The 14,843-nt window shown below is 45.0% G+C and carries 9 protein-coding genes; all 9 read left to right on the top strand.

The window, feature by feature from the left end:
- Positions 1–482 precede the first annotated feature (482 nt).
- The 9 genes from B3K42_RS10130 to B3K42_RS10090 all read left to right on the top strand — a co-directional run bounded on the left by B3K42_RS10130 (position 483) and on the right by B3K42_RS10090 (position 14,799).
- Entirely contained in the window at positions 483–1,220 is a 738-nt protein-coding gene (locus tag B3K42_RS10130; RefSeq protein WP_110990953.1) for a FadR/GntR family transcriptional regulator, read from the top strand.
- Entirely contained in the window at positions 1,210–3,426 is a 2,217-nt protein-coding gene (locus B3K42_RS10125) for an MGH1-like glycoside hydrolase domain-containing protein (RefSeq protein ID WP_181419114.1), read from the top strand. Before B3K42_RS10130 ends, B3K42_RS10125 begins: the two co-directional genes overlap by 11 nt.
- 19 nt (positions 3,427–3,445) lie before the next feature.
- A complete protein-coding gene (locus B3K42_RS10120) occupies positions 3,446–4,747 on the top strand; it encodes an ABC transporter substrate-binding protein (protein WP_181419113.1) in 1,302 nt (433 codons plus the stop codon).
- A 55-nt stretch (positions 4,748–4,802) separates the two neighbouring features.
- The gene (locus B3K42_RS10115) at positions 4,803–7,073 is read left to right on the top strand and encodes a carbohydrate ABC transporter permease (RefSeq protein WP_181419112.1); all 2,271 of its coding nucleotides are present in this window, start codon (positions 4,803–4,805) and stop codon (positions 7,071–7,073) included.
- 15 nt (positions 7,074–7,088) lie between these two features.
- A complete protein-coding gene (locus tag B3K42_RS10110) occupies positions 7,089–7,925 on the top strand; it encodes a carbohydrate ABC transporter permease (RefSeq protein WP_110990949.1) in 837 nt (278 codons plus the stop codon).
- Positions 7,926–7,962: 37 nt separating this feature from the next.
- Positions 7,963–8,994, top strand: a complete 1,032-nt coding sequence (locus B3K42_RS10105; protein ID WP_292598594.1) for a glycoside hydrolase family 172 protein — start codon at positions 7,963–7,965, stop codon at positions 8,992–8,994.
- Positions 8,975–12,076: an amylo-alpha-1,6-glucosidase gene (locus B3K42_RS10100; RefSeq protein ID WP_292598592.1), complete on the top strand. Its 3,102-nt coding sequence runs from the start codon at positions 8,975–8,977 to the stop codon at positions 12,074–12,076. The genes B3K42_RS10105 and B3K42_RS10100 overlap by 20 nt, the downstream gene beginning before the upstream one ends.
- A 932-nt stretch (positions 12,077–13,008) precedes the next feature.
- Positions 13,009–13,278 (top strand): SUMF1/EgtB/PvdO family nonheme iron enzyme, encoded by a 270-nt coding sequence (locus B3K42_RS10095; protein ID WP_110990976.1) that lies wholly within the window; start codon positions 13,009–13,011, stop codon positions 13,276–13,278.
- Between the two features lie 402 nt (positions 13,279–13,680).
- The gene (locus B3K42_RS10090; protein ID WP_110990977.1) at positions 13,681–14,799 is read left to right on the top strand and encodes a formylglycine-generating enzyme family protein; all 1,119 of its coding nucleotides are present in this window, start codon (positions 13,681–13,683) and stop codon (positions 14,797–14,799) included.
- Positions 14,800–14,843: the final 44 nt, after the last annotated feature.

The raw sequence follows: 14,843 nt of genomic DNA, 5'->3' as shown, positions 1-14,843 counted from the left end.
CCTTCTTCGCCTTCTTGGCACACGCTGGTTCGCATCTGCGCACTCCGGAAATATGCTACCTAAGAATACATCTGTTTGATCGCGGTCATTTGAACTTCAATCATTGTGGCTATCATCATGGCTCTTAACTTTCCTTAATCATTACATGCAAGAACAACACTGTTTTGTCCATTAAAACGACTCATTCTGGCTGATACTTTGCAAGAAACTTGGTTCCCTTGCAGTTCTTCAGACACTTTCTTTCATAGGATTCGCTGAACAGAACTATCAACAAAGATCACCGACTCACTCCTACTTGTTGACAACTCAATCCAAATCTGTTCACATCGCGTTTCTCTACTTAAACAATCGATGACAATCAAACCTAAGCATTCGTCACAGTCGATAATTGTTCTACCAAATCCGCCAACTAAAATACTAGAATACGATTGAAAAGTTGTCTTGTGAGTGGACAACCGATCAAATTGAGGTGCCAAACCAGGATGAAAACTAAGAGAAGAACTGCAATGGATATTGTGAACAAACTGAAGAAGATGATAGTTCTCGAAGGTCTCGATCGATTGCCTGGAGAAGTGAAACTGTCAGAACGCCTGGGGATAAGCAGAGCAGTAGTGAGAGAAGCGCTAAGAGTTCTTGAATATGAAGGCATAACAAGAACCATCCACGGCAGCGGCACTTTTGTTCTGAAGAGAACGAAGTTACGGATTCAGATTAATGCCAATTTTGAGATTGAGACAGACAGCGCCAAAGACATATTTGACTTGATAGAAGTCCGAAGCACTTTGGAGAAAGCTGCGATAGCTCTCGCAATATCCAGTTCAAGTCAAAGTGATATTGAAGAGTTTTCTCAGTGTATGGAAAAACTATCAGAGGCAATCGAAACAAGGGTCGAGCTTTCCAGTACTGATGCAAGTTTCCATAAGAAGATCTTTGAAATATCACACAACCGTTTTCTGAAAGAGGTCTTTGATGTAGTATTTGATGGTCTGGAAATTCTATGGAAGTCACCTCTAGGACTGGAAACCTTTGGTGATGCTGGTCTGCCACTTCACAAAGACCTGTATGAGGCTATCAAATCCCGGAATCTTGAAAGAGCTTTCAAGATCTATGATCAAATCATTGAACTAGACAGGAAAGATATATGTGATCTTACCGGTTATGGTCGAAAACTCCTTCACAACTGCCAGGACAATGATGGGAGGAAAGCCGATGAAGATTGATGTTCTGAAAATGCTCGAAAGAGATGACAAGTGGTATTTGGGTGGTGGAAATAGACTATTGTGGACCCCGCCATTTCCAGTACACCTCGATAATCCAGGGGCGTGGGATTTTCTGAACTATTTTGACATGAGAATTGATCCTGGATACTCAATCAGTGCCGTGGTGGATGGCGTTCCAGTTGATTTCAAACCTACCGGCAGAACATGGGATCCAGCCGTTCTCAGAAGTAGTTTTTCAGGCATGAACATCGAATTGACTGAAGAGAAGTGCCTGTTAGAAAAGGACTTCCTTGTATCTAAAGTCAATATCAGAAATACCAGCAATAAGCAGATTGAGGTGGATCTCATAGTTTGGACAGCACATAACTGTTCAGAGAATGATAGTGAGACTGACATCAAATCTGTCGAGCCAGTAAACGAAGGAATTGTATTCAGAAAGAAGCTTACCAAACCCCACAGAAAGCCAATTGAAGCAGAAGTGCTTATTGCACTCGGAGGAATGGAAAGCTATAATGTCACATTTTCTGAAAGAACGGCAAACATTCCAAACTTCAGAATGACCCCTTTCTACGAAAAATTGAGTAGCGACGGTCTTCTAATGGACATAACAAACGGAGGAATCAATCGTGAAGGTCTCCTTTATATAGGAATTCATAGAAAGATTAGGATCCCTCCTCTCGGCGAATCATTTGTCATTTGCGGCCTTGGAGCCGCTGAAAGCCAAAATGAGATTGTTAGTAACTGGGATAGTCTAATCAACGAAGACCCAGTAGAATACAGCATCAACAATTGGAACAATTACTTCTCGTCACTTCCTCAATTTGAGACTAGTGACCCATTTCTTCAGACTTATTACTACTATAGGTGGTACGGTCTTAGACTATTCAAGAGCCAAAGCGATGAATCATTTATGAAACACCCCGCAATCTCTGAGGGGCTCGATTATTTCAGGGCACTAATTACATATAGCGCACAGTGTCACATGCTGGAAACTCGTTGGTCGAACTCTCCGGAAATTGGACAAGGTAGTTTGCTGAACTTTGTCGATAACCAGAAGGAGGATGGTTCGTTTGTAGGCCACATATACGTTAACCAGATTCAGGAGAATGGATTTTATCACGCCGACTGGGGAAGAGCGGTTAAGGATCTTTTTATGGTTCATCCGGATATGCGTTTCATTGGAAAGGTATTTGAACCCTTGAAAAAGTATCTTAGTTACTTCGATACGGAAAGAGATCCCGAAGAATCGGGTCTTTATGATGTGGTAGATCAATTTGAGACTGGCCAAGAATTCATGAGCAGATATACAGCAGTTGATCCTATGGCCGACCGCTATGGCTGGACTAACAGCATAAGACTGAAAGGCGTCGATGCGACTGTTTATATATATAGCTTAAAGCAGACGCTGTCTTGGATGGCGCGGCTATTAGGTTTTGAAGAAGAAGCAAGTCTATTTGATCAAAGTGCCGAAAAAACTAAGAAGGCTGTTCTGAGCTTCATGTGGGATCCTCAAGAAGAAATATTTTCCGATGTTAACCCGGTCAATTTCAAGAGAACTGGAGTGAAGGCAGCAACTTGTTTCTATCCGTACCTAACAGATATTGTAGATAAATCACATCTTCCAGGGCTTAAGAGACATTTACTTAACAGTGAGGAATTCTGGACAGAATTTCCTGTCCCAGCAACGAGCCTTGATGATCACCTATTCAGTCAGTGGGCCGAATGGAAAGGGAAAAGACACAACTGTCCCTGGAATGGCAGAGTGTGGCCAATGACTAACAGTCACATTATAGAAGTTTTGGGTATATGCTCCAGACGATTCAAAGATTCTCTTCTTCGCGAAAAGACTGTCGAGTTAATACGAAAATTCGTTAGGATGATGTTCTTTGAAGGCGATCCAAAAAGGCCGAATTGCTTTGAACACTATAACCCCTTCAATGGAAAACCAAGCGTTTACAGGGGTGTCAATGATTACCAGCATTCATGGGTGATTGATCTTCTCTTCAAGTACCTGGCAGGAATTGATATCTCCGAAGATGGAATAGATTTCGATCCCTTTCCGTTCGACCTTGATTTTGAGATCGACAACCTGAAGCTTGCAGGAAAACCATTGAAAGTCGTTTCGCGTGAAGGCGTCTTCAAAGCTAATTATGACGGGGAACTAACGGTCAAAACTTACAACTCCGCTTCAAATGCGGACAGGTAAAGAGAATGGAGGTGGAACTATGCGTCGGGCAAGATACTTGAAAGCGTTTCTTGTGATTGTTATCATTTTGCTTTCTTCACTTGCGATCGGAGTAACCAAGCTAAGAGTTACAACCTGGGCAGGAGCTGAAGAGGCAGCTCTTGACGAAGAGATTATTGCAGAATTCATGAGACTCAATCCGGAGTACGAGGTGACTTACGAACCAGTTCCCGGAGACTACTATCAGAAGATTTTGACTGACATTGGAGCCGGTACCCCACCTGATGTGATCCTTCTGGATGCAGAGATGATACCCGCTTTTGTGGAAGGCAACTACTTGACAGACATCAACCCTTTCATTAGCAGGCTAAGTAGAGATGGTGCGAGTGGCACCAATCTCGCGGAGTATTTTCCGGTCCTGGTTGACATTTTCAGGTCAGGTAGAAGTTTATACGCCCTCCCCAAGGATACAAGTCCGATAGGAATCTTCTACAACAAGAAAGTATTCGATGAGCTGGAGGTTCCTTACCCCCCGCAGGATGGATGGACCCTGGAAGAATTCGCGGAAACTGCCAGGCTTTTGAGCAAAGATACTGATGGAGACGAAAAGAACGATGTTTGGGGATTTGCTTTCCCGTCATGGGTTGGAGTTGTTGTACCACTTCTATGGGCAGGCGGTGGTGAGGTCTTTAGCCCAGACTTCACTCAGACCTCGGGATATCTGAACAGCGATCTCAATGTAAAGAACTATGAATTCTTCATGGATCTTCTCTCCAAAGGATACGCACCATCACCTCAAGAAGCCAGCTCTCTCGGAGGAACTTCAGCGCTTTTCTACACAGGTAAGGTAGGCATGACGATAACGGGCAGATGGTTCAACGTATCAATCAAAGGACAGATCGCGAAGGGTGCCGACCTGGATGTCGGAGCCGCACCAATTCCGTATGCAGCTCCCGAGAATAAGGCGACTGTTACCTATGCCTCTGGTTGGGCTGTACCAGCAAACGCAGCTGACAAATCAGGTGCAACTATGCTTGCAGCATTTCTGTCAAGCGAATATGCACAGAAAAAGCGTTGTCTGGAAGGTGGGTTGGCAATATCCGCAATCAAGGAAATTGCCGAACTGCAGGCAGAGCAGGATGAACTTGACGCGGCTTTCATAAAGATGCTTGATTTTGCAAGAGTACCGGTTGGTTCTCAGACAAAGTACTACAGACCACTGTTCGAAGACACATGGGCAGAGGCATTTGACAGGATGAACGTAGGCGGAGAAACCGTCAAGCAAGCAATGGACTGGGCTGCAGCAACAATAGACGAGTATATTGAGAAGGGTGAGAACTGATTTTTTCACTTGAGGGGCAGTTTGCACTGCCCCTCGTTTTTTGGGAGGGATGGCTTTGAGACACTACAAGATCATTGTCGGGTTGCTGGTACTTGTTGGTCTTCTCATAGTGTCGGCATTTGCCATACTGGGTTTCTACGCCAGAAATAATCTCAGTGACTTCTTAGTTGAGAGTGAAGCTTCTCTGCTGAGAAGCTTTAAACTCAATTACCAGGATCTTACAGCAACTATCGACCTGGATATGGATCCTTTGGTAGGAGAACCTGAACTGGCTGTAGATATACTGGAAGGTTTTTCTGATGACGTTGTCTTTGCCGGTTTGTTTGATTATTCGGGTAATCTGATTGATGATTTTGGCTATTCCGCCCCAGACTTTCTATCGTCCTCCTTGTTCTTTGAGAATCTAACCTTTTCTTCTGGATACCCGAAGACCGAGCTTGTCGTTCTAAATGACAAGATATACGTTCAGACGGGAATCCTTTTACTGGACGACAATATTCTTCTGGTTGTTCTCGACAGATTTGACGATCTTCTACATAGAGCGAGCAAAGTTTATGAGAGAGACTTCATAGTATACTTCGGTGATGAAGATGATTTCACTATCCCAGGAGACTCGCGAAGAATAGAAGCCGACTTGATCAGGCGCCTTTTCAGGCAAACAATAAACAGTCAAAGACCTGAATCTGTTGAGATCTCTGTTGAAGGAAACAAAATGTTGATGAACGCAATCGCGGTCTACGACTCTGACAACTGGGACGTGATTGGATTCTTCGCAACACATATAACTTATGAGGGCTGGAAAGACAAGCACAATTCTTTGTTAATCTTTCTGTGGATCTCTGCTCTTGTCTCTTTTGTTTTCGCTGTTCTAGTTCTGCTCGCGCTCTACAAGAAATCAATATCCCACGTTAACTTGAAGAGAAATACCCGTATGACATTTGGGTTGGCAGCTTATCTACCGGCAATCGTATTAATCGCTTCATTTGCTTTCTTTGTTTTCGGCAACACTCTAGGAGAGATCAGCGAAGGTATTGGTCTGAAAAGAGCAAAGGGATGGTTCAGCGATGCTGATTATCTGGTTGAAAAAGGTGACAGAAATCTCTTTGCGGAGTTTGTTGATATATCAAGACGAACGACTGGTGCGAGCTTCATTGTCAGTGATGATAGTGAAGTGATTGCCTCTAATCTGACTGCAAGAAGAATCTCAAATATTGAGATCGTGTCGTCTCATGAAGATGATGGAATAGAAGTCGGTGTTGCTAGAGTGAATGATGTGGTTCACACATACGCGACTCAAGACATCGGTGAATACGAGTTCACTGTGTTGTTTGAGGAGACCCCCAGAGAAAACTCGATCTTGTCGATTCAGTTCTTCTCGATAGGAGCAATTCTAGTACTTCTGGTAATGGTAGTAGTGAGCGTCTTTGTCATTACAAACATCGAATCTCACAAGCTGATAAGGAGAACTTTGATAGGCTACGGCTTTCTGTTACCGGCTCTTGTTCACCTAGTCTGGTGGGCAGTCGGACCTATGGGTTTTGCATTATTCCTTGCATTCCGAAGATGGAGCATCGTTGATGCAGCCAAGCCTTTTGTGGGTCTCGAGAATTTCATCGAGCTCTTTTCAGACTTCAAATTCTGGAACGCAATGAAGAATACTGCCGTTTACTCAATCTACGTTCCTATTGGGATGTTCATATCACTTCTTCTGGCGATCGCGGTGAACAAGCTAGGTAAGCTTTCGATTGTCTTGAGGGTGCTTTATTACCTTCCTGTGGTGACTGCTGGTGTGGCAACCACGATTGTCTGGCGGTGGATCTTCAACCGTGATTTTGGTGTCCTGAACTATGTACTAAGCATATTTGGAATTAAACCAATTGCGTGGCTTGAATCACCTCAGTTTGCGCTGATTTCAATGATGATAATCGGTATTTGGTCAGCGATCGGCAGTCAACTTCTCATATTCCTGGCAGGGCTCCAGGGCATTCCAAAAGACTTCTATGACGCTGCTGCTGTCGATGGTGCTAGCAAACCAAGGATCTTCTGGAAGATCACTCTCCCATTACTAAAACCCACTAGCCTCTTCGTCCTCGTCACAAGCGTAATAGGATCTTTTCAGGTTTTCACTCCTATTTATGTCTTGACCCAAGGAGGCCCTCTTAGGTCAACCGATGTCGTCTTCTATCACATTTGGCAGTCTGCTTGGGTAGACATGAGAATGGGGTACGCTGCCGCACAATCGTGGATCTTGTTCCTGTTACTGGCCGCGCTGACTCTGGTAGAGTTCAAGCTCTTTGGCAAAGAGAGCTGGCAGGCTTACTTCTAGAGAGGAGATGATGAGATGAATAATAGATTCTTCTCAATTGTTATTAAAGTAGTGATTATGGCTTTGCTCATTCTTCTCGGCCTATCCACTCTACTTCCTTATATTCTCATGATCTCTTTCTCTTTCATGGCAGAGTTTGAAATGTACAGACTTCCTCCGAAGCTGATCCCAGATGTTTTGCGTTGGGAGAATTACGTGGAAATGTGGCAGTCGCAACCTTGGGGCAGATATATCTTCAACACTTTATTCATAACAATCGCAGTTCTTGTTGGCCAGATAATACTTATAGCAATGGGAGGTTACGCTCTCTCGCGATTACACTTCCCGGGTCGAGATTTCATGTTCAAGCTATTTATCACTTTCATGCTTCTCCCGGGAGTTGTTACTCTTATTCCAGGGTTCATAATCCTGCACTCAATGAACTGGGTTGACACTTATTGGGCGATGATCGTTCCGGCGCTTGGGAATATCTGGGGAATGTTCCTTATGAGACAGTATATGCTTAGCCTTCCGAGCAGTATAGAAGATGCCGCAAGAATTGACGGAGCATCTTCCTGGCAGATATTCTGGAAGGTTATCATGCCGTTGTGCAAACCAGTAATCGCCACAGTCGGTACCTTCACTTTCCTCGGACAATGGAGATCGTTTTTCTGGCCGCTAATTGTTACGAGAAGCAAAGAAATGCGCGTTATTGAAGTCGGTGTAGCGATGTTCTCCTCTCAGTATGTAACGAACTACCCTGCACAGATGGCTGCTGCAGCTCTTTCGTCCATTCCAATGATATTGGTCTACATTTTCGCCCAGAAATGGATCGTTCAGGGAATAAGGCTTACATCGGGCTACGACAAGTAGCCAGCTGCCTAAAGAAATAGAAGAAAGGGGTGATAGTTTGTCATTCTTTGGTGACATATGTGAGATCAAGAACGAATGCTCGCGATCTATTTCTGCAGAAAACCCTGATGGAAGTCTTTCCGAAGGTGCTCTCGAGCAACCTGAAGGAAAGGGACCTGCAAGAAAGCTGGGATTGGGGTGGAAAGTCAGACCCTGTATCGAACTTCCAGCAATGGGAAGAGTCGAACTGGCAAAAATCGACGGACCCGGTACGATAAGGCACATATGGATAACCGTTGACAGTAAGGCATATAGAAGCTGCTTGATGAGGTTCTACTGGGACGACGAGCAATCTCCTTCAGTTGAAGCTCCTCTCGGTGACTTTTTTGGCTGCACTCACGGACTTAGGTACAATATCAACTCGCTCCCTTTGTCGGTGAACCCATCGGGAGGGTTCAACTGCTACTGGCCAATGCCGTTCAGGAAGAGTGCAAGAATAGAAGTCGAGAACCTCTCTTCAAAGCCCTTTCATAATTTCTTCTATCAGATTGACTACTCTCTGGGTAATATTTCTGAGTCAGCCGCATACTTTCACGCAAATTGGAGAAGATCGATGACCACTCGTGAGTGTCCGGAACACGTAATTCTGGAGGGCGTGAGCGGCGTCGGTCATTATGTGGGCACGGTGGCCGGCTGGTCTCAGCTCTCAAATGGCTGGTGGGGAGAGGGAGAAGTTAAGTTCTTCCTTGACGGAGAAGAAAACCCAACTATCTGTACAACGGGAACTGAAGATTACTTCGGAGGTGCCTGGTGTTTCGGGGAAACCTTTTCCTCACCATTCTGCGGGTATCCTCTATGGAGAAGGGAAGAGGGGGAAATTCCCAGACACGGTCTCTATCGCTGGCATATCCCTGATCCGATAAGGTTCAGCAGCTCAATAAGAGTAACAGTGCAAGCGCTTGGTTGGTATCCCGATGGAACATTCCAGCCATTGACGGACGACATCGCCACTGTGGCTTACTGGTATCAAAGGGAGCCTCATTCAGACTTTTCGAAGAGATACTCGCAGGATGAACTGTGGTCGAGGTAAGAAACTGCAGATGATCTGTGTCATTGAAGAGAAAGGAAACCACCTCACTGAGATTATTCAGGAAGCTGGATACCAAACCAGTACGATAATAGATTGCGACAAGAATGAACTGCTGATACTGAACAACATCGTACCGGATCTGAAATCTCTATCGCCCTCAATAGGGGTCAAACCCATAATCCTTATTGGAAAGGCCGTCACAATCATTGAAACGATTGGGGCAGATGATACCGGCACTATTGAAGAGCGAAGAGTCTTTAAGGACAGCTCCCCGTGGGACAAAAGGGGATTTCAGTGCTATAAGAACCACCCTCTATTTGAAGGGTTGTTTGGAGGCTTCTACAGCACCCATCTCAAAGGCCTTGAAAAGATGCCGAATGTCTTTTACTATATAGGCAGTAGAGCAAAGGTAGTGGCCGTCGAGAAACGATACATAAGCTATATTAGGGACAGAAAACTGATTTGGCTTCATGATATTGGAGGCTTTCCAGTTCTCTCCATTGGAGGCTATCTTTCATTTGAGGAAGCTGATACTCGTTATAATGCCGAAGCTCGAAGGTTCATCGAGAATAGTATCCTCTGGATGCTTTCTCCTGGCAGACAAGGCAAATACTGGAAAGAATCGAAGTCGGGATTTGTTCAGACTTCAGAGACTCCAGATCAAAGACTTCCATCAATCTCACCGGTTATTAGCTGGCCGTCTTCATCCATAAAGATCGAGGACGCCAAGGGTTACATGAATTCCACAGGAAGACGAGTCCTGGCAAATATCTCAGTCCATAAGATCGAGGAAGTGTGGATGCATCCCTTCAGAATCTTGAGATCCATGGAGTTCTCTGTAGATGGAGAAAATGTGTCAAAAGCACTCAATAGGGTTCTCTACACACCCGAAAGAGTCGTCTATGAACTTTGCTGCGGAGAGATAACTGTCTTTTGCAGTCTCGAGAATCCCTATCTTTTTTTACAGTTCGATTTCTACGACTACATAGCACATAGCATCGATATTCGCTTCGAATCTGATCTCAGGATAATGTGGCCAATGGATGATGCTTTCAACGGAGAAAAACGGTTCACCAAACTTAATAACGGGTTCATTCTTCAGACCGAGGACTCCCAGATCAAGAGCCTGTTCGTCTTCTCGAATCCATCTTCAGTATCTCTGGATGGGATTGACAAAGAGATCTTCGTGTCGATTAGTAGCAAAGCGACAGGAACGGCTGTACTCTCGGTTATCTCATGTAATAAAAACGAAGAGCTCCCGAAGCAAATCGATATGCAAGATGAGATACGCAAAACCAATGAATTCTACCTGAAGTACCTCGAAAAGGGAAGGATCATAACAGATGACTCAAGACTCAATGAGGCTCTTGACATGGCGAGAATTGGAGCAATCAAGTTCAGAGTGACAGTACCGAATCTTGGAACAGGCCTTGTAGCAGGATATGCTTCCAGCAGACCAGGCTGGTTCAGTGCAAGGCCCGGCTACGCCTGGTACTTCGGCCGAGACAGCCTATGGTGCTCACTGGCATTTCTCGACATTGGAGACTTCACGACGGTCAAAGAGAACCTCGAGCTTCTAATGAAATTTCAGAGAATCGATGGAAAGATCTATCATGAACTCACTACCAGCAACGTTGTTCACTATGACGCCGCCGACTCCACTCCCCTCTTTCTTTACACGATGTATAAGTATTGTGTGCAGAGTGGCGATATTGGATTTGCCAGGAAAAACTGGGATAAAATTGAGAAAGCTCTAGAGTACTGTTCAAAAACCGATTCAGATGGTGATGGTCTAATTGAAAACACCGTTGCTGGCCACGGCTGGGTCGAAGGGGGAAAACTGTACGGCGCAAAAGCCTCATTTTATTTGAACTGCATATGGATTGCAGCTCTCAGGGGCATAGAAATTCTTTCCAGTTATCTTGGAGAGGAAAGGGTTAAGTCTCATTTGCCAGATCTTCAGAGACGATGCTTGATAGGCCTCGAAAAACTATACGATCCTGAGATGGGTTTTGTTCTGGGAATAGATGAATCGGGAAAGCAGATGAAATTCAGAACGATTATGTCTTCAATGGGTTCGATATTCGACTGTGTGCCTAACGAAAGAATCTCCGCCCAAATAGAAGATCTGGCTAGTGATGACTTCTCCACTGACTGGGGGGTAAGAATAATAGGAAAGAGTTCAGGGATATTCAATCCTAAAGGCTATCATGAGGGAAGCGTCTGGCCTTTATTTACCGGTTGGGCTGCCCTGGCTCAGTTCAAACTTGGGGCAGATCTAGACGCATACAATCACATGCTGGCCAATCTATACATGTATAAGGACTTCTCATCAGGGTACATTCCAGAAGTTCTGAATGGGCAGACCTACGAACTGTCCGGGATATGTCCTCATCAGGCCTGGTCTGAAACAATGGGATTTCAACCATTCTACGAAGGTGTACTTGGCTTCGCTCCAAACATAATCGAGGGTATCATTGACTTTCAGCCCTCAATACCGTTGAACCTCAGGAGAGTAGAAGCTCCCTGTCTAGCATTGGGGAGCAACTGCCTCGCGTTGTCATATGAATGTACGACACTGATTGATGACAGGGTAGAAGTAACGCAGCATTTCGAAATACACATGCCGGAAGAAATTTCTGTCCGTTTCACACCCTGGATACCCAAGTATTCAAGTGGTGTTAGGATTTCTGTCAACAACAACCCGCTTCCTGTAAGAACCCTTGACGGAATCACATCAAAGAGAGTTGAACTCGACAAAAGTATATCGGGAAAGAAGCTAGACATTTCGATTACTTATACAGCTCCGTTCTTGATCTTTCCAGTTGAACCACAGCTTACTAAAAACAAAAAGAGTTCACAACCCAGGATAATAGCAATCAGAAGAATGTTGGAATCTGACTGCTGGCAGCTGATTGTTAGATCACCGGGAAAGACCTCTTCCATTCCTATTATGGCATCCGGGAAGATCGAAGCCGAGAACGCCGATATTGTGGGCAACGAACTCATTGTGAAGGGTAATAAGAGCATTTCATACAAAACGGTGACTGTTCTTTTAAAGGCTTATTCACGAAATGCATAAAGACAGTATAGCAAAAAGGCGACAACTGTAGATCCACCTCTGCTGAGAGAGAGAGAAGTCTGATAGTATGTGGTTGTGGTGTCGATGAGAAATCGCCTACTTAATGAAGCCTGCAGTGTTTTCACTTCGTTGAATTTCCTACTAGATGCTCTTCTGGCTCATTGCCAGATAATGAAAACTTGAGCCTTAGTTTTGTACTGAGCTCAATCTGCAAGACCTGCTAGGAGAGACGCGCCCACTTAATTTTGCGTTGTCAGCTCAGGATTTGGCTGGCAAGATAAAAAAGAGCACTTCATAAGTTGGCATCTGCCTCCTTCTACAGGTTTGGCCTATCTCAGCACCAGCGCTTTAGGGAGGTGGAAACACAATGAAGCCAAGACTGATATCTTTGGCACTCTTCTTAATTAATTGTACTGTTCTTGACGGCCTCATGCATCTTCAGGAGTAATCAACCACCTGTAATCGAGAAAGAATCCTCCGAACCTTCTGGCGACACTCTTGATGTCTGCATTACATTTGAGTGGATCGGTTATGACGACGATGGCTACGTCTCTTTGTATCAGTATAGAACAGATGGCGGAGAATGGGTTGATCACGATACAAAGACCATTACACCTGGTGCGGTTATCAAGAAGGAGATCATACTTTTGAGGTCAGGGCGAAAGATGACAAAGGGCTTTCTTCTGAACCGATAATCTGGACTTTCACTTTTCTCTTATTTGAACCCTATTTGAGAGACTTCGTCTTTGTGAGTGGGGTTCTTTCACCATGGGAGATACCTGAGGAGACGGCTTTAACATGAAGAAAACAACCCATCAGGTTGAACTCACGTACGATTTCTTTGTAGGGGGAAGTATCCAGTTACTTTCAACGAGTACAATGAGTTCTGCGTAGATAAGGGAGCCGTAATCCCCTCCGATGAAGGCTGGGGAATGGGCAGCAGGCCCGTAATCAATGTGCCATGGTGGATGGCAATAGAATACTGCAACTGGTTGAGTGAAAAGGATGGTCTGCTTCCTGCCTACATAAGACATTGCGAAGTCAACGAAGGTCAGTTGCTCGATTCGGAGGGGAAGTTAACGACGGACATTACAGAAGTACTGGGATACAGATTGTTGACGGAAGCCAGAGGGAATATGTCGCACGAGGAGGTAAACATAACTCCGAATACAAGTGGTCTGGAAGCGATAACCCTTCACTAGTAGCCTAGTACGATTACAACTCTAACGAGAAGACACAACCGGTTGGCCGGCTCGAACCAAACGCTCTCGGCATTTTTTGACATGAGCGGTAACGTGCTTGAGTGGTGCACCGACTTCTAATCTGAAAATACCGCTTCTCAAAAAACAAACCCGTACGTTTCCAGCGGAACTCACCGGATCAGTCAGGCGTTTGCTGGACCTTTCCTGAGAAAAACATCCGAGTTTCTTATCGGTTCCCTACAATTCCCATAGATCTCGGAAGCATAGCTGGGTTCAGAATCGGTAGAATTGCTCAGTAGCGATACTTATGAACTTGCATTGGAAGATGAAGAGTAAAGAGGAACAATGTGACAAGAACAGTTTGGTCCTGATTAACTGCCAGCGAAAGGGGGTTATTGAGAGATGAGACGATTCTTGATACTGTTACTAATAGTTATGTTTGCAGTGATACTCGCAGGGTGCAAGAAACCCAGGGAAGACCAGCCGCCTGTTCTCCAGAAGATCGGTGGATCTGAAGGAGCAATTGATCATTCAGAGAACGTTCTCGAGTGGAACGCAACGGATCCAGACGGCACTATTGCGAAGTACTACGTCAACGTCGATGAAGCAGGCTGGGATGACTACGGACTGGAAACAGAATACGTCTGGAATGATTACGGAACTGGAGTTCATTCATTTGAAGTGAAGGCCGAAGACAACGAAGGAGCGTATTCTAATATCATCTCCTGGAATTTCGTTGCCATTGAAGAGATGAGATTTGTTGCAGGCGGTACATTCACGATGGGAGACTCTTGGGGAGACGGATACGAGAATGAATTACCTCTGCACGAAGTAACTCTAGATTACGACTACTACATTGGAAAGTATGAGGTCACCTTTGATGAATTCGATGCTTTCTGCGACGACTTGGGCAGAACAAAACCCAAAGATTTCTCCTGGGGCAGAGAAAGGAGACCAGTGATTTCCGTTTCCTGGTATGACGCAATTGCCTACTGCAACTGGTTAAGCGATAAGGCGGGACTGGCAAGAGCGTATGACGACAACGGTAATCTGCTCGATCTTTCAGGCGGCATGGCAGATAACCCGTCTGAAGTAATTGGGTTTCGCTTGCCCACGGAAGCCGAGTGGGAATACGCTGCAAGGGGTGGAGATTCAGAGTCATTATTTAAGTACTCAGGAAGCAATGATCCCGATGAAGTCGCATGGTACAGAGAGAATGCTCACAATGACACTACGGATAGCCTTTCAACATGGCCAGTCGGAGAGAAGGAACCCAACGGATTGGGAATACACGACATGAGTGGCAATGTGTTCGAATGGTGTACTGAAACCTTCCAGGAATACACTGCTGACTCAACTACAAATCCCTACGTCCCAATAGACGGCAGCAAGGACTTCATAATCAGGGGAGGTAGTTACTTCAATATCGCAAGACCCCTGAGGGTACCTTATCGAGAGGAAGTGAATGGAGAAATCGGAATATATGTTGTTGGTTTCAGGATCGTAAGAACCGACAAGTAACAAAGAAACCCTCAGCGTTCTATTCTCAAACAAGGCATCCGAGT

This window comes from Mesotoga sp. UBA6090 (assembly GCF_002435945.1).
Classification (GTDB): domain Bacteria; phylum Thermotogota; class Thermotogae; order Petrotogales; family Kosmotogaceae; genus Mesotoga.
Note: the sequence above shows the minus strand (reverse complement) of the source record. Positions and strands in the feature narration are given on the sequence as shown.

Excerpts from the sequence above, each read along its gene's own strand:
- B3K42_RS10130 (WP_110990953.1), top strand. The coding sequence starts at position 483 with ATGAAAACTAAGAGAAGAACTGCAATGGATATTGTGAACAAACTGAAG.
- B3K42_RS10125 (WP_181419114.1), top strand. The coding sequence starts at position 1,210 with ATGAAGATTGATGTTCTGAAAATGCTCGAAAGAGATGACAAGTGGTAT.
- B3K42_RS10120 (WP_181419113.1), top strand. The coding sequence starts at position 3,446 with ATGCGTCGGGCAAGATACTTGAAAGCGTTTCTTGTGATTGTTATCATT.
- B3K42_RS10110 (WP_110990949.1), top strand. The coding sequence starts at position 7,089 with ATGAATAATAGATTCTTCTCAATTGTTATTAAAGTAGTGATTATGGCT.
- B3K42_RS10100 (WP_292598592.1), top strand. The coding sequence starts at position 8,975 with ATGAACTGTGGTCGAGGTAAGAAACTGCAGATGATCTGTGTCATTGAA.
- B3K42_RS10095 (WP_110990976.1), top strand. The coding sequence starts at position 13,009 with ATGGGCAGCAGGCCCGTAATCAATGTGCCATGGTGGATGGCAATAGAA.
- B3K42_RS10090 (WP_110990977.1), top strand. The coding sequence starts at position 13,681 with ATGAGACGATTCTTGATACTGTTACTAATAGTTATGTTTGCAGTGATA.